Source organism: Arthrobacter sp. 35W (assembly GCF_000482545.1).
Classification (GTDB): Bacteria; Actinomycetota; Actinomycetes; order Actinomycetales; family Micrococcaceae; genus Specibacter.
In genome coordinates, this window is sequence record NZ_KI519454.1 from 790,495 (window position 1) to 809,917 (window position 19,423).

Below are 19,423 nucleotides of genomic sequence, written 5' to 3' on the forward strand. Positions count from 1 at the left end.
CGGGCTTTTTTGCGCCGGTGCTCCGACCGGCGGCAGTCCTAGACGGGCCGGCGGGCCGAGTAGATCTCCTCGACCACCGTGTCAAAGTCCTTCAGGACCTGGGCGCGCTTGATCTTCATCGAGGGGGTCAGATGGCCCGAGCCCTCCGTGAAGTCGATCGGCACAATGCGGAAGGACTTGATGGCCTCGGCCTGGGAGACAGACTGGTTTGCCTTGTCGATGACCCGCTGCACCGCCGTGGTGATGGTGGGATGCGTAGCTGCCTCGGCGACGGTGATGGAGGCGGACAGCCCGTGGTGTTCGGCCCACTTGGGCAGCGCCTCCTCGTCCAGGGTGATCAGGGCAGCGATGAATGGGCGGGCATCGCCCAGCACCAGGCACTGGGAGACCAGGGCATCGGCGCGGATCTGGTCCTCCAGCAGGGCCGGGACGACGTTCTTGCCGCTGGCCGTGACGATGATTTCCTTCTTGCGGCCGGTGATCTTCAGGAAGCCGTCGCTGTCGAGCTGGCCGATGTCGCCGGTGCGGAACCACCCGTCGACAAAGGTGTCCTCGGTCAGATCGGGGCGGCCGAAGTAGCCACGCATCACGCAGACACCCTTGGCAAGGATCTCACCGTCGTCGGCAATCCGCACGGCATTGCCCGGCAGCGGTGTGCCCACGGTGCCGATCCGGATCTTGTCCGGCCTGTTGACCGAGATCGGTGCCGTGGTCTCCGTCAGGCCGTAGCCCTCCAGGATCTGCAGTCCGATGCCCTGGAAGAAGTGGCCCAGGCGCTCGCCCAGCGGCCCGCCGCCGGAGACGGCGTGGCGGATGTTCCCGCCCATGGCGTTGCGCAGCTTGACGTAGACCAGCTTGTCGAAGAGGAAGTGCTTGGCCTTCAGCACCAGCGGCACGGAGCCGTTCTGCTTGGCCTTGGAGTAGGCGATGGCGGTGCTTGCGGCGGCGGCGAAGATCTTGCCCTTGCCCTCGCCTTCGGCCTTGAGCGCGGCGGAGTTGTAGACCTTCTCGAACACGCGCGGCACGGCCAGGATGAACGTCGGCTTGAAGCTCTGCAGGTCCTCCAGCAGGTGCTTGATGTCCGGGGTGTGCCCCACCTTGGCGCCGGCGGCAACGGCCAGCACGGAGATGTAGCGGGCAAAGACGTGGGCCAGCGGCAGGAACATGATGGTCTGCGAACCCTGCTGGACCACATCGCCCAGCACCGCCAGGGCGTTGTCGGAGAGCTCCACAAAGTTGCTGTGGGTCAGTTCGCAGCCCTTGGGGCGGCCGGTGGTGCCGGAGGTGTAGATGATGGTGGCGACGTCGTCCAGACCGGCGCTGCTGCGGCGGGACTCCAGCTCCTCATCCGGAACGCCCAGCCCTGCCTCGCGCAGCACGTCCAGACCGGAGCCCTCGAGCTGCCAAACGTGGGCGAGGGCTGTGAGGCCCTCCGTGTGGGCGGCCTGGCGGATCACGTTTTCGTGGGAGCCGGTTTCGCCAAAGGCCGCGACGGCGCCTGAGTCACCCAGGTTCCAGGCCACCTGGCTGGGGGAGGAGGTCTCGTAGATCGGCACGGAGACGGCGCCGGCAAACCAGATAGCGAAGTCCACCAGGGACCATTCGTAGCGTGTGCGGGCCATGATGCCCACGCGGTCCCCCACGCCAACGCCGGAGGCGATGAGACCCTTGGCCAGGGCGGCGACATCCTGGTGGAATTCCTTGGCCGAGATGTCCACCCAGACGTTGTCCTCGTTGCGGCGGGAGAAGAGGGCGGGGTTCGCCGGGTTCCGGGACTGGCGCAGCACCAGGTCGGTGGTGTTCATGGTCCGGGGACTGGAAACGGCGGCCGGAACGGAAAATTCTCGCACGATAGCTCCTTCGATACCTGGGGCGATAAGGACTTGGCCCTAACTCTATAGCGGAGCCCGGGCCCGGTGGCGTCACCGCTATATTACTCGTCAGTAACATTAGGCGGAGAGGGGCCGATCCTCCAAGTGAGCCACGCCACACCAGGGGGTGGGTGGCGGCTCGTTAGACTGGCCCAATGCCCCGCCACAGCACCGATCCCTCCGCCCGCGCACTCCAGGGGGCCCGGCTGCGCCCGCGGCTGCGCGCCATCGCCCGCCCCTCGGGGAGGGGGTCGCATGCGCGGACGGCCCGGGCGGCACTGGCAATCGGCATCGACATCGGCGGCACCAAGGTGGCCGCCGGCGTCGTCGATCCCCAGGGGAAGGTGCTGGCCCAGCTGCGCCGCCCCACCCCCGGCCGGGACCCCCGCGCGGTGGAGGAGACCATCGCCGCCCTGGTGCGCGAGCTGGCCGGGGAGTTCCATGTGGCCAGCGTGGGCATTGGCGCCGCAGGCTGGATGGACCGCGCCTCAAGCACAGTGATCTTTTCCCCGCATCTGGCCTGGCGCAATGAACCGCTGCGCGACAACCTCCAGCGCGTGCTCCGCCGCCGTGTGGTGCTGGCCAATGACGCCGACGCCGCCGGCTGGGCCGAGTGGCGCTTCGGCGCCGGCCGGGGCCAGGAGCGCCTCGTCTGCCTCACATTGGGCACGGGCATCGGCGGCTCCATGGTGAACGACGGCGTGCTGGAGCGCGGGAGCTTCGGCCTGGCTGGGGAATTCGGCCACCAGGTGGTGGTGCCGGGCGGGCACCGCTGCGAGTGCGGCAACCGCGGCTGCTGGGAGCAGTACGCCTCGGGCAACGCCCTGGGCCGCGAGGCGCGCGGACTGGCCCGTGCCGGTTCGCCCGTGGCGCAGGCGCTTCTGGCCGCTGTGGGAGGCGATCCGGGCGCGATCACCGGGGCACTGGTGACGGAGCTGGCGCTGGCCGGGGATCCGGCCAGCGCCGATCTGGTGCACGATGTGGGCCACTGGCTGGGGCTGGGCATGGCCAACCTTGCCGCCGCCCTGGATCCCGGCATGTTTGTGGTCGGTGGAGGACTGGGTGCCGCCGGCGAGCTGCTGCTCGGACCGGCCCGCGAGGCCTACGCCCGCAATCTGACCGGCCGCGGCTTTCGGCCGCTGGCCGCCATCAGCGGTGCGCTGCTGGGGCCCGACGCCGGACTGGTCGGCGCCGCGGACCTCTCCAGGCTGCGCCGCTAGCCGGCGGTTCCGGGCTAGACCACGGCCCCGTCATCGCCGTCGTCCTCGCGGTGGCTGGGCAGCCGGTACACCAGGTAGCCCGCGCAGGCCACAAAGGCCACGATGATGCCCACCACCACGACCAGCGGGGCGCTGCGCCACAGCAGGGCCGTCAGCAGCAGGGCGATGGGTCCGCCGGCGGCGCCGATCCAGGCCAGCACCACGGCCGGCTCGCCGCTGCCCAGGGGCGGCGGTTCGGGCGGGACGAATTCGCCGTCGTCCTCCTGCGCTTCGTAGTCGCGCGGGCCAAAGAGCGGCAGCTGGCCCTCCACATGGACCATCGGCGCGGAGGCCTCCGGCACGTCGTCGGCGTCATGGCCGTCCAGAGCGGCCGTGCCGGGCTGGGCGGGGCTGGGCAGCACATCGTCCTCGGCCGGCCCCAGCCCGCTGTCGGTGGCCTCGAGGCGGGCCACAAGATCGCGCCAGACGGCGTCGTCGTTGCCCTCCGCGGAGGGATCGGACTGGTTTGGTTCAGGCTGATTGACCACCGGCGTGCTTCCTGAAGAATGCGGCTGACTCGGCGAAGATCTTCGGCGCGTCATTGTCCATGGTGGCCACGTGGTAGCTGTTGGGCAGTGGCACGACCGTCAAATCCTTCGTGCCGATGCGCGACTTGATGGCGTCCACGCTGGAATCCGGGACCACGCGGTCCACCGTGGAGCGGAACACCACCGTGGGGGCCGTGACCTTGGGCAGGCCCTCCACCGTGTCCGCAAAGAGCTTGGAGAGCTGGTGGACGGAGGCGACGGGTGTGCGGTCGTAGGCGCCCTCCGTCACCCCCGGGGCCTTGATGTCATCGCCAATGGCCGGGACGCTCTTGACCACGTACTTGAGCAGGCCGGAGATCTTGGCGCGCTTGTCCGAGAACGTCAGCCCGGGATTGACGACGGCGACGCCGGCCACCGGGTGGTGCTCGGCCACGCGCAGGGCCAGCGCCCCGCCCATGGAGAGCCCCGCCGTGAAGACAACGTCGCAGCGGTCCGCGAGCTCCAGGTAGGCGGCCTCAAAGTCGGAGTACCAGCGCTGCCACGGCGTGCGGGCCATCTCCTGCCAGTGGGTGCCATGCCCGGCCAACAGGGGAAGGTTGACGGCAAAGCCCTCCGCGGCCAGATACTCCGCCCATCCGCGCATGCTCTGCGGGGAGGAGGTGAAGCCGTGCGAAATGGCCACACCCACCCTGGCAAGATCCCCATGTCCTGCACTGGTAAACGGCTGCGCTGAAGTCATTGGTCCTCCGTTGAGGTTCATTGGATCGAGCGGCCCATCGTGCCGCTCATGGACCCGTTTCTCACTAGAGTAATCTGGAACCGATCCGCCGGTGTGGATCAGGGCCTGCGTGCGCGGGTCCGGGTCGCAGAAGGGAAACTCCACGTGTTCTATTGGGTGATGAAGAAGATCTTCCTGGGTCCGATTCTCAAACTGCTCTTCCGGCCCTGGATCAAGGGTCTGGACAATGTTCCGGTGGACGGCCCGGCCGTGCTGGCGAGCAACCACTTGTCCTTCTCCGATTCCATATTCATGCCCCTGATGGTGCCCCGCCCGGTGGTCTTTTTGGCCAAGAGCGAATACTTCACCGGCAAGGGGCTCAAGGGCCGCGCGGTGGCGATGTTCTTCCGGCTGACCAACCAGCTGCCGATGGACCGTTCCGGGGGAGCGGCCTCGGCCAATTCGCTGGATTCCGGTCTGGATGTGCTGCGCAACGGCGGGCTGCTGGGGATCTACCCCGAGGGCACGCGCAGCCCCGACGGACGCCTCTACCGGGGCAAGGTGGGTGTGGCCAAGCTGGTGCTCAAGGCCAATGTGCCGGTGATCCCGGTGGCCATGATCGGCACCGACAAGGTCCAGCCGATCGGCCGCCGCATCCCCAACATCCGCCGCCTGGGCATCATCTTTGGCGAACCGATGGACTTCAGCCGGTACAAGGGCTTGGAGGATGACAGGTTTGTCCAGCGCTCCGTGACGGATGAGATCATGTATGAACTCATGCGGCTCTCGGGCCAGGAATACGTGGACGCCTACGCCAGCACCGTCAAGGAAAAGCTGGCCGCGAAGAAGGCCGCCCCGGCGGCCGAGTCCACCGCCGGCGTCCGCATCGATCCGGGCCCCACCGCCGTCAAGCCCGGCACCGTGACGGTCATTGGCCACCCCAAGACGGCTGCTGCCGTTGCCGATGGCCATGCCGGCGGCGCCGCTGCCCAGCAGGCTGCCGGCCAGTCACCCGCTCAGACCGGTGGAGACGCCGATCCGGCGGCTGCGGCCGCCGCCCCGGAGGCGATCCTGCTCGAGGGCGACCAGCTGGCCCAGCGGGTGAAGGACGACGCCGTAGAGGGTGACGGCGTCCAAAGCTAATGTGACGGCGGCCGGGGAATCCATTACGGCCCGGCCGTCACCGCATTGGCCAGCAGGAACTAGGCTGGAGGGGTGACTGATCTATCAACTTCCGCCCAGCAAATTCCTGCCAGTGGAGCCTTCCCCTCCAACCCCGGAGCCGCCAACTACCCCGGTCTCGACGACTGGCGCCAGCTGCCCATCGCGCAGCAGCCCACCTGGTCGGACCCCAAGGTGTACGAGGCCTCCGTCAAGGAGCTCTCCATTCTGCCTCCGCTGGTCTTTGCCGGCGAGGTCGACATTCTGCGCAGCCGGCTTGCCCAGGCCGCACAGGGCAAGGCCTTCCTGCTGCAGGGCGGCGACTGCGCCGAGACCTTTGAGGGTGCCACCGCGGACAGGATCTCTGCGCGTGTGAAGACCATCCTGCAGATGGCAGTGGTGCTGACGTACGGTGCCTCCATGCCCGTCATCAAGATGGGCCGCATGGCCGGCCAGTTCGCCAAGCCGCGCTCCTCCAACGATGAGACGCGCGACGGCGTGACCCTGCCCGCCTTCCGCGGCGACATCGTCAACGGCTACGAGTTCACCCCGGAATCCCGCGCCCACGATGCCTCGCGCATGCTGAAGGCCTACCACACCTCCGCCTCGACGCTGAACCTGATCCGCGCGTTCACCACCGGTGGATTTGCCGATCTGCGCGCCGTGCACCTGTGGAACAAGGGCTTCACGTCCAACCCGGCACACGCCCGCTACGAGTCCCTCGCCAAGGACATCGACCGGGCCATCAAGTTCATGGAATCCTGCGGTGCGGACTTTGAGGCGCTCAAGCGCGTGGAGTTCTTCGCCAGCCACGAGGCGCTGCTGCTGGACTACGAGCGGGCGCTGACCCGCATCGACTCCCGCACCGGCCTGCCCTACGACACCTCCGGCCACTTCCTGTGGATCGGTGAGCGCACCCGCGAGCTGGACGGCGCCCACGTGGACTACCTCTCCCGCGTCCGCAACCCGATCGGTGTGAAGCTTGGCCCGGGCACCAGCGGAGACGACGCCCTGCGCCTGATCGACAAGCTGGACCCGGAGCGCGAGCCCGGCCGCCTGACGTTCATCACCCGCATGGGCGCGAAGAACATCCGCGAGAAGCTGCCGCCGCTGGTGGAGAAGGTCACAGCCTCCGGCGCCCAGGTTCTGTGGGTGACTGACCCGATGCACGGCAACACCGTGACGTCCCCGAACGGCTACAAGACCCGCAACTTCGACGACGTGATCGACGAGGTCCGCGGCTTCTTCGAGGTGCACCAGGGCCTGGGGACCTTCCCGGGTGGTCTGCACGTGGAGATGACGGGCGACGACGTTGCCGAGTGCCTGGGCGGTGCTGACCCGGTGGACCAGGAAGCGTTCCTGACCCGCTACGAGTCGGTCTGCGATCCGCGCCTGAACCACATGCAGTCGCTGGAGATGGCGTTCCTCGTGGCGGGCTCGCTCGCCAAGCGCTAGTCCTCTACGCCCCGCTTTCGCGGCACAGAGGTGCCCGCCCGTCCCCGGCTGCTCCCAGTGCTCGCAAGCTCGCACCGGGTCCCTCGCAGCCGTGGGCCCCTCGCAGACGCCCGAAAGGGTACTGCCGAGGGCCCCGAGCCGAGCTTGCGAGGCTTGGGTAGGCAGGAGCCGTGCTCCCGGCACCCTCTGCGCCGCTGCAGCGTGGCCTAGACAAGTGAAGGCCCCTCGCCGATTCTCGGCTGAGGGGCCTTCACTTGTCTGGAATCTGGACCTAGACGACGGTGAGGGTGATGGTGCTGCCTTCGGGGACTTCTTTGTTGACGGGGCTTTGGTCTCGGACGGTGCCGAAGAAGCCGCCGAGGATTTCCTTCTTTTCGACGACGAAGCCGAGGGCCTTCAGCTCGGCTTCGGCGGCACCCACCTGCTTGCCGATGAAGCTGGGGACGGCGACCATGCGGGGGCCCTTGGAGACGGTGAGGGTGACCTTGCCGCCCTTGGTGAGGGTTCCGGTGGCCGGGTCCTGGGCCAGCACGACGCCGGCCGGAACGGTCTTGTCGAAGACATCCGGGGCGTACGCTGCCGCCAGCCCCGCGTCGGCGAGGGCCTTGGCCGCGGCGTCCTTCGTCTGGCCCACCACTGTGGGAACGGCGATCGGCGTCGGGCCCTTGGACACGATGACGTTGACGGGGGTGCCGCTGCGCGTTTGGGCCGCTGGGGCGGGGCTCTGCACCAGTACGATGCCTGCCGCGATGGCCTCGTCGAATTGCTCGGTGACGGTGCCCAGCGCCATGTTTCCCGCGGCAAGGGCGGCCGTGGCGGCGTCGAGCTTTTGGCCCGTGATGGTCGGTACGGGGTAGAGGACCGGGCCCTTGGAGACCAGCAGCGTTACGGGTTGAAACCTACGCTGCTCCGTCGCTGGCCCCGGCTCGGTCGTCACCACCAGGCCCTGCGCCGTCTCCTCATCGAAGACGTCCTTGATGCTGGCGCTGAAGCCCTGTGCACTCAGTGCCGCCTGTGCCTCGGCGACGGTTTTGTTGCCCACGTCGGGCACGGCCGCGAGGGCGCCGGGGCCCATGCCGAAGAACCAGCCGGCACTGGCGCCCAGAATGGCCAGCGCCAGCACAATGGCCAGCCAGATGGCGCCGCGGCGGCGGGGATGGCCCTTGCCCAGCGTTTTGGTGGGCACGGCTGCGGCCTTGGCCCGGGCCTTGTCCTGGGCCTTTGTCAGGCGGCGTGCCTCGCGCTTGCTGCCGTGGTGCGCCACCTCGGGCTCCGTTTCGGAGTCTTCAGGGATGTACAGCTGGGAGGCAGCCGGCATCACGGTGGTGTGGTTCGCCCTGCGGTCCACAAATTCGGTGGGGGAGGACAGCGCCTCGTTGATCCGACCCAGGGCCTCCGTGCGCGTCCCCAGGGCCTCGGTCCGCTGCCCCAGCGCCTCGGTGCGCTGGCCGGGAAGGGTGGCCACGCCGCCGTCGCCGCGGTTCTTGGCGCCGGCCGGCACAAAGTCCAGTGCGGCGTCGTCCAGCGTGGCGCGCATGTGGCGCAGATCCTCCAGCAGGGCGTGGCCATCGGCCGGGCGGTCCTCCGGGAGCTTTTCCGTGCAGCAGCGCACCAGCTCGTCCAGATCGGGCGAGAGGCCCGGCAGCGCATCGGAGGGGACCGGCATGGTGCCCGTGACATGCTGCATGGCCACCTGGATGGGCATTTCGCCGCGGAAGGGCTGCTGCCCCGTCAACATCTCGTACAGCATGATGCCCACGGAGTAGATGTCCGAGCGGGCGTCGGCATACTGGCCGTTCATCAATTCGGGGGACAGGTAGGCGACGGTGCCGATCAATGTGGCAGTGCTCGTCGTCGTCGTGACGGCGCGGGCCAGGCCGAAGTCGCCGATCTTGATCCGGCCGTCGTTGGAGAGCAGCACGTTCTCCGGCTTGACGTCGCGGTGCACCAGCCCGGCGGCGTGGGCGGCGCCGAGGCCCTCCACGATTGCGTCCAGGTAGCGCAGGGCCTCGCGGGGCGTGAAGGCTCCGCGGGCCTCAAGCTCGTCCCGCAGGGTGTGTCCGGGAACGAACTCCATCACCAGATAGGCCAGCTGGCCGTTGTACGCCTGGTCGAACATGCTCACCACATGCGGGTGCGACAGCTGGGCTGCGGCCTGGGCCTCGCGCTGGAGCCGGGCCACGAAATTCTCGTCCAGGGCCAGGTGCGGATGGAGCACCTTGAGGGCCACATTCCGGTTCAGCCGCAGATCCTTGGCGAGGTAGACGGTGGACATGCCACCGCGCGCCACCTTGGACAGGACAAGGTAGCGGGTGTCTACTGTTGAGCCCACGAGGGGATCGGAGGGGTGTTCATGCACCCTTCGATATTAGGCGGTGAAACGAAAAGGGACCGGATCCAACACTCATCCGGTCCCTTGCATCGCTCATTGTGGCTAGCGGAAGGTGTCCGCCGTGGCCTTCACGGAGGCGACGTAGCCCTCGGTGTCGGGGTACATTCCGTGCACCGACACCGAGTAGGCGCCCTGGTAGTAGCCGGCGATGGCCTCGTCCATGGACGGGGCATTGCGGACCAGCTGGCGGATGATGGCGACACCGGCGGTGACGTTGTCATTGGGGTCCAGCAGGTTCAGCTGGCGGCCCACCAGATCCGAGGCCCATTCGCCGGCCTGCGGGATGACCTGCATGGTGCCGATGGCGTTGGCGGGGGAGACGGAGGCGTGGTTGAAGCCGGACTCCTGTTGGGCGAAGGCCTGGGCCAGTGCCGGGTCGACACCCATCTGCGCTGCCGTGGAAGCCACGAGCTGCTGCATCTGTGAACGCGAGGGGACCGGGGCGGCCAGCAGGGCTGCCTTGTTGACATTGGCCTCGGCCACGACGGCCTGCGGGTACGTGTAGTGCAGGAAGGTGCTGGGGACCAGACCCTCTACCGGGGCCGTTGCCTCCGGGGTGATGGGAGTGATGGCACTCGATGCGGGGGCCACCTCGCCGCCGAGGGCGATCTCCTGGCCGGGGTGGATGACGGAGCTCGCGCTCAGGCCGTTGGCTGCCAGGACGTCCTTGACGTTGAGGCCGTGCGCGGCGGCGATGGCGCTGATGGTGTCGCCCGTGCGCACGACGTAGCCGGCAGCCGGCGCCGACGGAGCAGCGGCGGCCGGTGCGGCCGCGTCCGGTGTGCCGGCGAGGGACAGGGTCTGGCCGGGGTGGATCAACGTGGACTCGCCGAGGCCGTTGAGGGCCAGCACGGTGCGGGTGTCCAGGCCGAAGCGGGCTGCGATGGCGCTGACGGTGTCGCCGGCCTCAACGGTGTAGCTGGCGGGCACGGAGGCCTGGACCGGGGCGACGCCCGTCGGGATGGTGCCGGCCACCTGGGCTGCGGGGATCGTTGCCGTGGAGGCGGCAGGGACGGCGCCGGCGCCGGCGCCGGCCACGGTGGGGGAGGCCTTCACCGGTGCGGCCGGTGTGGCTGCTGCAGCTGGTTGGGCCAGAGCCATCGACGACAGCATTACCACGGGAATGGCGGCAGTTGCCGCGGCGGCAAGATGCATGGTGGTTTTTGGGCGCGGACGGTTTGTATTGTCGGAAGTCATATGGATGTCCTCAAAAGTCCGGGGCTGATGATGCCTGAGGTGATGATGATGCGAGTGTGACTATTGAAAATTTACACGAATTTGTGGGGCAGACAACAACCTTTTGTCTGCGATTTGACCCATGTCGACGGCCCGGCGGCCCGAATGGCGCGCCGTTTCCGACCTCGCGCGTGCAGCGGGCAGAGTGGTGTGGGAACCTTAGTCCGTGAGTAACGTTGAAAACATGGTTAGTGAATGGTTGCCCCTCCCGGACGTCAGTGAATTGCTGGGTGTCTCCATTACCCGCGTCCACGGCTACATAAACGATGGCACCCTGCTGGCCGCCCGCGTGGGCGAACGCCAGATCCGCTGCGTGCCGGCGGAGTTCTTTATGGATGGAGCCATCCTGGACAGCCTCAAGGGCACGGTGGCCGTCCTGGTCGATGCAGGGTACGACGCCGAGGAGGCCATCGTCTGGCTCTTCACGCCGGACGAATCCCTGCCGGGCCGCCCCGTCGATGCACTGCGCGAGGGACGCAAGACCGAAATCCGCCGCCGCGCCCAGGCCCTGGGCTGGTAGCAGCGGCTCAAGCAGGCATTAAGCAAGGACAGGCCCCGTTCATGGTGAACGGGGCCTGTCCTTTGCCTATGGGGTCAGGCCTTGCGCTGGACGGCTCCAGTGGCCAGAGCCTGCAGTGCGGCGCCCGGCCCGGTGGGGATCTGAAGGGCGGCGAGTGCGGCAAACGCCGTCGTACTCAGCTCCTCGATCATCGCCTCCGTGGCGGCCAACGCCCCGGAGCCCACCATGATGGAGCGGATGTCTTCGATCTGGGCCGCCGTCAGCTCCTGGCTGCCCAGCAGGGCATCGACCCGCCCGGCCTCGGCGGGGTCGGCCCGGGTCAGGGTCAACCCGACAAGCACCGTGCGCTTGCCCTCGCGCAGGTCATCGCCTGCCGGCTTTCCCGTGGTCGCGGGATCGCCGAAGACGCCCAGTACGTCGTCGCGCAGCTGGAAGGCCTCGCCCAGCGGCAGTGCGAACGCACTGTAGCCCTCCAGCAGCGGGGCGGCGGCACCGGCCAGGGCGCCGCCCAGCACCAGCGGGTGCTCGGCGGAATACTTGGCGCTCTTGTAGCGGATGATGGATTCCGCGCGGGCCACGGCGTGGGAGCGCGGCTTGCTGGGGCCGGCCACCTCCTCCAGGATGTCCAGGTACTGCCCGGCCATGACCTCGGTGCGCATCAGATCGAACACGTGCCGGGCGCGGGTGCCCGCCGCCGTGGCGGCCCCCACCCGGGTGAACACCTCTTCGCTGAAGGACAGGCACAAATCGCCGGTGAGGATGGCCGCGGCATGGCCAAAACGCTCGCCGTCGAGGGCCCAGCCCTGGCGTTCGTGCAGCAGCGAGTACGTCCGGTGCACGCTCGGCCCGCCGCGGCGGGTGTCCGAGCGGTCGATGATGTCGTCGTGGATCAGCGCAGCGGCCTGGAACAGCTCAAGGGCGACGCCGGCCGTGACAATCTGTTCGGCACCGGCCGCGCCGCCGGCGGCACGCCAGCCCCAGTAGCACATCAGGGCGCGCAGGCGCTTGCCGCCTGTCACCAGTGCGCGGATCGAATCGAGCAGCACCAGGGTGTCGGCGGAGACCTCCGCGAGCAGTGCCGACTTCGAATCGAGGAAGTCATTCAGGGCGTCCGCCACTGACTGGACGTACGTCTGCTGCTCGGTGGCCAGCGCGCCGTCGTGCGTATTCTCCCGGCTCAGGGTTCCGCCGCTCACTTCAGCGACGCCGGAAGCACATTGGCGCTCAGCGTGAACGTGACGGTGCCGTTCTCGGGCACCATCGACAGGCTGACCAGCTCGGTGCCATTGGCCCGGGTGAAGTCCTTGGAGGCGATGGAGCCGACGGCGTCGCCGGGCAGCGGCGTGAACCCTTGGTCGCCCAGGGCCTTGGTGTAGAAGGCCAGAACCCCCTCCTGCGTTGCCGTGGTGGCGGCCACCATCGAGGCGGTGGCCTTGGCGCCCGTCGCGTCGAAGATGGTGCTCTTCAGCGTGGCGCCGGGCATGAGGGGCAGCAGCGTGGTGGGGAAGCCGGCCACGAGTGCACCGACGGTTCCGGTGGCGGTGCTGGTGGACGTCGCGGTGGCCGAGGCGCTCGGCGAGCCGGATGCCTGCGCGGAGGCGGTGGTGGTTTCCGGCCCGGGCGTGGGGGAGCCGGTGCCGCAACCTCCCAGAAGGACGACGGCGGCCAGGGCGGTGCCGGCGGCCGCGGCTGTGGCGGCGAAGGGTCGATGGTGGGTGCGCGCTGCGCTCGGCATGGCTTTTCCTCTGCTTCCTGGGCGGGTGCTCATTGCCTCCCAGTTTACCCAGCCGGGCACAACGGGCCACCGGGCAGGCCACCGGGGACGCGGGGCCCGGATCCGGCGGCCGCTGTCGGTGCCCCTCACTAGGATGGAACGGTGGAACGCATACGGGATCAAGGCAGCCACATCCTGCATGTGGACATGGATGCCTTCTTTGTCTCCGTGGAGCTGCGCGAGGCCCGGCATCTGGTGGGCAGGCCGGTGATTGTCGGATTCCCGGCCGGCCGCTCCGTGGTGCTCTCGGCCTCCTACGAGGCCAGGGCGATGGGCGTGCGCTCGGCGATGCCCATGTCCACCGCCATGCGGCTGTGCCCGCGGGCCGTCGTCATCGAGCCGCGCCACCGGCTCTACTACGAGGTGTCCGGCCAGTTGATGGGAATCTTCAACTCCATCACCGATCTTGTCGAGCCGCTCAGCGTGGACGAGGCCTTTCTTGACGTTGCCGGTGCCGTGCGGCGGCTGGGCGCGCCCGAGGAGATCGGCGCCTTGATCCGCTCCCGGGTTGCGTCCGAGCTGGGCATCACGGCCTCGGTGGGGATTGCGGCCAGCAAGTTTGTGGCGAAGATCGCCTCCACACGCTGCAAACCGGACGGCATGCTGCTGATCCGCCCCGAGGAGACGGTGGCCTACCTGCACACCCTTCCCGTCCAGGCGCTGTGGGGTGTGGGGGAGAAGACGGTGGCAGCCCTGGCCCGGCTGGGCATCCACACCGTGGCGGATGTGGCGGCCACGCCCCAGCCGGTGCTGCGCCGCGCCCTGGGGGCAACCGGCGCCCACGTCCACCAGCTGGCGTGGGGCATCGACCACCGGCCCGTCACCCCCGTCCGCGTCGAGAAGAGCATCGGGGCGGAGGAGACCTTTGCCGTGGACACCAACGACGACGATCTCCTCACCCGCGAACTGCTGCGCCTGGCGCACCGGACGGCCGCACGGCTTCGCGAGGGCGGGCTGGTGGCCCGGACTGTGGCGTTGAAGGTGCGGTACGCGGATTTCAGCATGATCAACCGCTCGCGGACGCTCGGCACGCCGGTGGACAGCGCCGCCCTGGTCTATGCCGCAGCCGTGGGCCTGCTCGGCGCCCTGGGTGAGCGCCCGATGAGTGTGCGGCTGATCGGGCTGAGGGTGGAGGGCCTTGAGCCGGTGCAGGAGACGGCCCTTCAGCTGAGCTTCGACAGGCGGGATGAGAATTGGCGCGGTGCCGATGCCGCGGCTGACGCCGTTGCAGCCCGGTTCGGCGGGGCAAAGATCGGTCCGGCGCGGCTGCTGCCAGGTCCCAAGGGGCGCCAGATCCCCCAGCGGTGACATCCCGGCGCGGTGCGGGCCGGATGGGGCCAAAAACACCGGCGCGCCGTGTGGACAACGGGTTTCAGTAATCCCAAATCACGCCTATTCTTAAGGCAAGGAGTTCTTCTTGCGACAGCTCCCCAGCTGGCAGCACCCTCGCCCGCTTTCCACCAGTGTCCGCAGGCCATAGGCTGCGGAGACGGAAGGCGGTTGGGAACCAATTGCCAGGTGGCGCTCGTTGGGAGATTGAGACGCCCAAGGCCTGACCAGAAGGAGGTTGTGATGCCCCTCTCGGAGCACGAACAGAGGCTGCTCGACGCACTCGAGCAGCAGCTGCATGAGGAAGATCCCAAGTTTGCCAACACTCTGGGGGCCGATCCTGCGCGTTCATTCTCCACGCGGCACATTGTGCTGGGCGTTCTGGCGTCCATCGCCGGCATGCTCATCCTGCTGCTTGGTGTTGCACTGCAGTCGATCCCCCTCGGTGTGGCCGGATTCCTGGTCATGGGGGCGGGTGTCTACTTTGCCACGCTGCGCCGCCGGTTTGCCGCTTCGGGCAAGAGCCCGGGAGCCAAGAAATCGAAGAGCTCCTTCATGAGCAATCTTGAGGAACGGTGGGAGGAACGCCGGAAGGACCATTAGGCCGCCTCTGGATGGTGTGGCCGGCAGTTCCACGTCCGGCCACAACCGCTGCCCCGAGCCCTCCACAAAGCTCCACTGAAAGGTGGAGCGACGCCCCTGTTGAGAAAAAGGATCCGCATTGCGGGTCCTTTTTTGTGTTGGCGGGACCCATTTCCCAGCAATATGTCCGCCACAGCGTGCCGCCGCGCCGCCTGGCCGCACGGTTCCACCATTTCCCTCCACCGCCGCACAGGCCTGCTGTGGCCGCAAATACAGGGGCAACACGCCGGGACCACGCCCGTCGTGTCGTTGACGGTGGAGGATTGTGGAGTAAAGTGGAGCGCATAAGAGGGAGATGGTGGACGGGGGTTCTACAAGCCTCTCAATCAAGGGATGGTGGGGGATGTTTCTTGGAACTCATTCACCGCGCCTTGATGAAAAGGGACGAATCATCCTCCCCGCCAAATTCCGTGAGGAACTGGCCAGTGGACTTGTCCTTACCAGGGGGCAGGAACGCTGCATCTACGTCTTCAGTGCAAGGGAATTTGAGAAAGTCCACGAACAAATGCGGGATGCACCCATATCCTCGCGCCAGGCTCGTGACTATATTCGGGTTTTCCTTTCTGGAGCGTCCGATGAAATCCCAGACAAGCAGGGCCGCGTGACAATTCCAGCCACGCTGCGCAACTATGCGGGTTTGGGGCGGGAATTGGTGGTGATTGGTGCGGGAAACCGGGCCGAGATCTGGGATGCGGAAGCCTGGGAAACCTATCTGGCCGAGCAGGAGAAGGCATTCTCCGAGACGGACGAAGATACGATCCCCGGCATCTTCTAGAGCCACAGCACCAAGGCAGCACTGAAGTTAAAGCAGTACAGAAGTTAAAGCAGCACAGAAGTTTCAGCACGGCACGCGTGGAACGGCACGGGTTCTTGAATGAGATCTCCAGCCGCCCAGCAGGCCCAACCTGGCTCACCTTCCCCGGAGCCAGGCTGGGGATTGCTCGGGAGGATGGGGGTCTGGTTCAAGAAACCAGTCCCGGACCAGGCTTTGGCACCAGCAGCGCACCAATGGTCAAAGGAGAAGGCATGACGCAGGGCGATCCCACACCGGACAACCCCACGCCGCCCACCTCTTCACGACACATCCCGGTCCTGAAGGATCGGTGCATCAATCTTCTGGCACCCGCCTTTGAAGCCGCCATTGCCGACGGCCGGACTCCCATTGCCATTGATGCCACCTTGGGCATGGGTGGACACAGCGAGGCCATGCTGGAACGCTTCCCGACGCTGCACCTGATCGGCATCGACCGCGACACCGAGGCACTTGCCCTGGCCGGCGCACGTTTGGCGCCCTTCAGCAACCGCACGGACCTGGTCCACGCCGTCTACGACGAAATCCCCTCCGTGCTTGCCGATCTGGGCGTGGACGAGGTGGACGGCGTCCTGATGGATCTGGGTGTCTCCTCCCTGCAGCTCGACGAGCGCGAGCGGGGCTTCGCCTATTCCTACGATGCGCCGCTGGACATGCGCATGGACACCAGCCGCGGCCAGACCGCCGCCGATGTTCTCAACAACTACTCCGAAGAAGACCTGGTGCGGATCATCCGCAAATGGGGCGAGGAGAAGTTTGCCGGCCGCATTGCGAACCGGATAGCCGCCGACCGCGCCAAGAAGCCTTTCACCACCACCGGGGAATTGGTGGAGTCCATCCGCTCCGTTGTCCCCGCGGCTGCCTCCCGCACCGGCGGGCACCCGGCCAAGCGCACCTTCCAGGCGCTTCGGATCGAGGTCAACGAGGAACTGAGCGTGCTTGAGGCCGCCGTTCCGGCCGCCGTCAACGCCCTCGCCCTCCACGGGCGGGTGGTGGTGATGTCGTACCACTCGCTGGAAGACAAAATCGTCAAGAGTGTCTTTGCCGCAGGCTCCAAGTCATCGGCGCCGCTGGGATTCCCGGTTGAGCTGGAGGAGCACAAGGCAACGCTGAAAACTCTGACAAAGGGCACGGAAGTGCCCACCGATGCCGAAATTGCCGAGAACCCCCGGGCTGCCTCCGCACGATTGCGGGCAGTGGAACGAGTCAGGAGAGCACTATGAGCGCGGCTTCGAGAAACGTCCAGTCAGTCATCGGCAATACGGCCCGTGCTTTGCCGTGGGTGGCTCCGCTCGAAGAAACGCCCACGCCCCGGCGCACGCGGACGCCGCTGTCGCTGGTGGTCAGCGCGCCGCGCAAGCGCCGCGTCCCCTTCGCGGCGGTGTGCTTCCTGTTCCTTGTGGGCGCCCTCATGACCGTGCTGGTGCTCAATGTCCAGGTGACGTCCGGCCAGTACAAACTGGTGGAGCTGAAGGAACAGCAGGCTGCCCTGCTGAAGTCGAACCAGGATCTGACGGCCAAGGTGCAAAATGCCGGCGCGCCGCAGAACCTGGTGGCGCGTGCCGAAGCCCTGGGGATGGTGACCTCAACCACCACCGGGCAGATCGATGTGAACTCCAAGACCATCACCGGCGATCCCAAGCCCGCGGTGGCGTCGACCAAGTCCACAGGCCACATCGCGCCACCGGCCATTGACGCCCGCATGCCGGACCAGAAGCCCGCCACGGAAACCCCCGGCGGACCCGCCAAGGCAGGGTCCGACAGCGCCACCGGCGCCGCGTCGGGCCAGGATCCAGCGGCCTCGACCGCCGTCGCTCCCGTTGCCCCCGTGGTGGCCCCCGTGGTGCCCGCAGCGGAGCTGAACGGCGGGAGCATTCCGGCCCCGGCCCAGCGGGACAGCTAGACTTTTTCCCGGGCCGTGGTTCGGCGGTGGCGCCTGCGCGCGCCATCGCTTGTGCCGCGCTGGCCCACCAAGCACGTGGACATTTCCCGTGGGCACGGGTAGCAGGGACTGCCCGATGCCTGCCGGACCCACCACCCACAGCAGTACAAACGAGCACTACAAAGGGCCGGAGCATCAATACAGTGTCTGACAACCATCCGAATCCAGCAGCAGCCGACACACCCGTGCGCCCAGCACGGGTTGTTCCTGTTGAACTGGCAACCCTGGCAGCACTGATTGGGGCCGACGCACCGGCCGCCGATGTGCTGGTGGGCGGCGTCAGCCTTGACTCGCGGGCCATTCTGCCCGGCGACCTCTACCTGGCCCTGCCCGGTGCCCGCTCCCACGGTGCCGACTTTGCCGAAGCCGCCGTAGCCGCCGGGGCGGTTGCCGTGCTGAGCGATGCCGACGGCGCCGCCAGGCTGGCGGGCCGGGTGGACGTTCCGGTGCTGGTGGTGCCCTCGCCGCGGAAGGCTGCCGGCACCGTTGCCGCGGCCATCTATGGCACTCATGCATCGGCCGATTCCGTGCCGCCTTCTGCGCCTGGTTCTGCGCCTATGGCGCTTTTTGGCGTGACGGGCACCAATGGCAAGACCACCACGACCTACTTCATCAACTCGCTGCTGCAGGCACTTGGCCGGGGCACGGGGCTGATCGGGACGATTGAGATCCTGGCCGGCAATGTAGCGATCCCCAGCAAGCTCACCACGCCGGAATCCACGGATGTGCACGCTCTGCTGGCCCTCATGCGCGAACGCGGACTGGGTGCCGCCTCCATGGAGGTCTCCTCGCACGCGCTGGAGTTTGGCCGCGTGGACGGCGTGGTCTTCGACGTCGCCGGTTTCACCAACCTGACGCAGGACCACCTCGATCTGCACGGCAGCATGGCTGGCTACGCCGCGGTCAAGGCCCAGCTGTTCACGCCGTCCCACGCGCGCCGCGCCGTGGTCACGGTCGACGACGATTGGGGCCTGGCGCTGGCCGCCCGGGCCACCGTGCCCGTGGCGACGTTGCGCACAACCGCCGCCAGCACTCAGGCGGGTGCCGCGGCCGATGCCCAGTGGCAGGTGTCCGGCGTCGAACCCGCAGGTCTGGGCAGCCGCTTTACGCTCGCCGGCCCCGACGGTGTGGAGCTCGCGCTGCACACCGGGCTGCCCGGGGACTTCAACGTCGCCAACGCCGCCCTGGCCGCCACCATGGTCCTGGAACAGCTCACCGCGGCAGGCGGCACCCTCTCCGAGGCCGCAGCACAGGTCCAGGCCGCCGCGGACGCGCACGACCCGTTCACAGTTGCCGTGCCGGGGCGGATGCAGTTGGTGGCCCGCGAGCCCGCAGCGATTGTTGATTTTGCCCACAATCCCGATGCCCTGCAGCGTGCCCTGGGCGCCGTGCGCTCCACGGATGCTTCCTCCCGCGTCATCGTCGTCTTTGGCGCCACCGGCCAGCGCGATGCCACCAAGCGCCCCACCATGGGTGCTGTGGCCGTCCGTGGCGCCGATGTGGTGATTGTCACCGATGATGATCCCCACGATGAGGACGCCGCGTCCATCCGGGCCGGCGTGCTGGCCGGCGCCCGCGCCGCCGTGGCCGCCGAGGGCCTGGCGACGGTTGTCGAAGAAGTTTTCCCGCGGGCGGACGCCATTGTCCGGGCCGTGGAGCTCGCGCACGCCAGGGACACCATCCTGGTGGCGGGGCGTGGACATGAAGTCCTTCAGGAGGTCCAGGGAGTCAACCTTCCCCTGGATGACCGGGTGGAATTGCGCACGGCCCTGGCCGCACGTGGATTCACCCCCGAGCCGGTTGCCGGGATAGAGTCCTAGATCGA

Annotated in this window: 16 protein-coding genes and 1 pseudogene; 10 read left to right on the forward strand and 7 right to left on the reverse strand. The window is 67.8% G+C overall.

Going from position 1 to position 19,423, the window contains the following annotated elements; genetic code table 11:
• Positions 1-38 precede the first annotated feature (38 nt).
• On the reverse strand, positions 39-1,850 hold the full coding sequence (locus tag K254_RS0103370) for an AMP-dependent synthetase/ligase (protein ID WP_026554189.1): 1,812 nt from the start codon (positions 1,848-1,850) through the stop codon (positions 39-41).
• Positions 1,851-2,026: 176 nt separating this feature from the next.
• Here K254_RS0103370 and K254_RS21535 point away from each other — a divergent pair, with 176 nt between their 5' ends.
• The gene (locus K254_RS21535; RefSeq protein ID WP_081709865.1) at positions 2,027-3,091 is read left to right on the forward strand and encodes an ROK family protein; all 1,065 of its coding nucleotides are present in this window, start codon (positions 2,027-2,029) and stop codon (positions 3,089-3,091) included.
• A 14-nt stretch (positions 3,092-3,105) separates the two neighbouring features.
• Here K254_RS21535 and K254_RS0103380 read toward each other — a convergent pair whose 3' ends face one another.
• A complete protein-coding gene (locus K254_RS0103380; RefSeq protein WP_026554190.1) occupies positions 3,106-3,618 on the reverse strand; it encodes a hypothetical protein in 513 nt (170 codons plus the stop codon).
• Positions 3,602-4,357 (reverse strand): alpha/beta hydrolase, encoded by a 756-nt coding sequence (locus tag K254_RS0103385; RefSeq protein ID WP_026554191.1) that lies wholly within the window; start codon positions 4,355-4,357, stop codon positions 3,602-3,604. The genes K254_RS0103380 and K254_RS0103385 overlap by 17 nt, the downstream gene beginning before the upstream one ends.
• A gap of 144 nt (positions 4,358-4,501) precedes the next feature.
• Here K254_RS0103385 and K254_RS21540 point away from each other — a divergent pair.
• Together K254_RS21540 and K254_RS0103395 are read left to right on the forward strand one after the other, a co-directional pair.
• A pseudogene (locus K254_RS21540) lies at positions 4,502-5,194 on the forward strand (lysophospholipid acyltransferase family protein); the annotation flags it as partial.
• Between the two features lie 387 nt (positions 5,195-5,581).
• Positions 5,582-6,952: a class II 3-deoxy-7-phosphoheptulonate synthase gene (locus tag K254_RS0103395; RefSeq protein WP_155848533.1), complete on the forward strand. Its 1,371-nt coding sequence runs from the start codon at positions 5,582-5,584 to the stop codon at positions 6,950-6,952.
• Positions 6,953-7,223: 271 nt separating this feature from the next.
• Here the strand turns inward: K254_RS0103395 and pknB are convergent, their stop codons facing one another.
• Positions 7,224-9,284: a Stk1 family PASTA domain-containing Ser/Thr kinase gene (gene pknB / locus K254_RS0103400; protein WP_269208999.1), complete on the reverse strand. Its 2,061-nt coding sequence runs from the start codon at positions 9,282-9,284 to the stop codon at positions 7,224-7,226.
• A gap of 102 nt (positions 9,285-9,386) precedes the next feature.
• Positions 9,387-10,541 (reverse strand): lytic transglycosylase, encoded by a 1,155-nt coding sequence (locus tag K254_RS0103405; RefSeq protein WP_026554194.1) that lies wholly within the window; start codon positions 10,539-10,541, stop codon positions 9,387-9,389.
• 223 nt (positions 10,542-10,764) lie between these two features.
• On the opposite strand from K254_RS0103405, the gene K254_RS0103410 reads away from it, so the two are divergent.
• Positions 10,765-11,100 carry an Rv2175c family DNA-binding protein gene (locus tag K254_RS0103410; protein ID WP_231391731.1) on the forward strand — a complete coding sequence of 112 codons (336 nt, stop codon included), beginning with the start codon at positions 10,765-10,767 and terminating at the stop codon, positions 11,098-11,100.
• 74 nt (positions 11,101-11,174) lie between these two features.
• Here K254_RS0103410 and K254_RS0103415 read toward each other — a convergent pair whose 3' ends face one another.
• Both K254_RS0103415 and K254_RS26090 read right to left on the reverse strand, forming a co-directional pair.
• Positions 11,175-12,296: a polyprenyl synthetase family protein gene (locus tag K254_RS0103415; protein ID WP_231391732.1), complete on the reverse strand. Its 1,122-nt coding sequence runs from the start codon at positions 12,294-12,296 to the stop codon at positions 11,175-11,177.
• On the reverse strand, positions 12,293-12,835 hold the full coding sequence (locus K254_RS26090) for a hypothetical protein (protein ID WP_231391733.1): 543 nt from the start codon (positions 12,833-12,835) through the stop codon (positions 12,293-12,295). The genes K254_RS0103415 and K254_RS26090 overlap by 4 nt, the downstream gene beginning before the upstream one ends.
• A gap of 141 nt (positions 12,836-12,976) precedes the next feature.
• Here K254_RS26090 and dinB point away from each other — a divergent pair, with 141 nt between their 5' ends.
• From dinB to K254_RS0103450, 6 genes are all read left to right on the forward strand, one after another.
• On the forward strand, positions 12,977-14,182 hold the full coding sequence (gene dinB / locus K254_RS21555) for a DNA polymerase IV (protein WP_269209000.1): 1,206 nt from the start codon (positions 12,977-12,979) through the stop codon (positions 14,180-14,182).
• Between the two features lie 264 nt (positions 14,183-14,446).
• Complete coding sequence (locus K254_RS0103430) at positions 14,447-14,806, forward strand: DUF3040 domain-containing protein (protein WP_026554197.1); 360 nt, start codon at positions 14,447-14,449, stop codon at positions 14,804-14,806.
• 382 nt (positions 14,807-15,188) lie between these two features.
• Positions 15,189-15,620, forward strand: coding sequence for a division/cell wall cluster transcriptional repressor MraZ (gene mraZ / locus K254_RS0103435; protein ID WP_026554198.1), 432 nt, complete (start codon positions 15,189-15,191; stop codon positions 15,618-15,620).
• 251 nt (positions 15,621-15,871) lie between these two features.
• Positions 15,872-16,879 (forward strand): 16S rRNA (cytosine(1402)-N(4))-methyltransferase RsmH, encoded by a 1,008-nt coding sequence (rsmH, locus tag K254_RS0103440; protein WP_026554199.1) that lies wholly within the window; start codon positions 15,872-15,874, stop codon positions 16,877-16,879.
• Entirely contained in the window at positions 16,876-17,559 is a 684-nt protein-coding gene (locus K254_RS0103445; RefSeq protein WP_026554200.1) for a hypothetical protein, read from the forward strand. Before rsmH ends, K254_RS0103445 begins: the two co-directional genes overlap by 4 nt.
• Before the next feature lie 182 nt (positions 17,560-17,741).
• Positions 17,742-19,418 (forward strand): Mur ligase family protein, encoded by a 1,677-nt coding sequence (locus K254_RS0103450; RefSeq protein WP_231391734.1) that lies wholly within the window; start codon positions 17,742-17,744, stop codon positions 19,416-19,418.
• Positions 19,419-19,423: the final 5 nt, after the last annotated feature.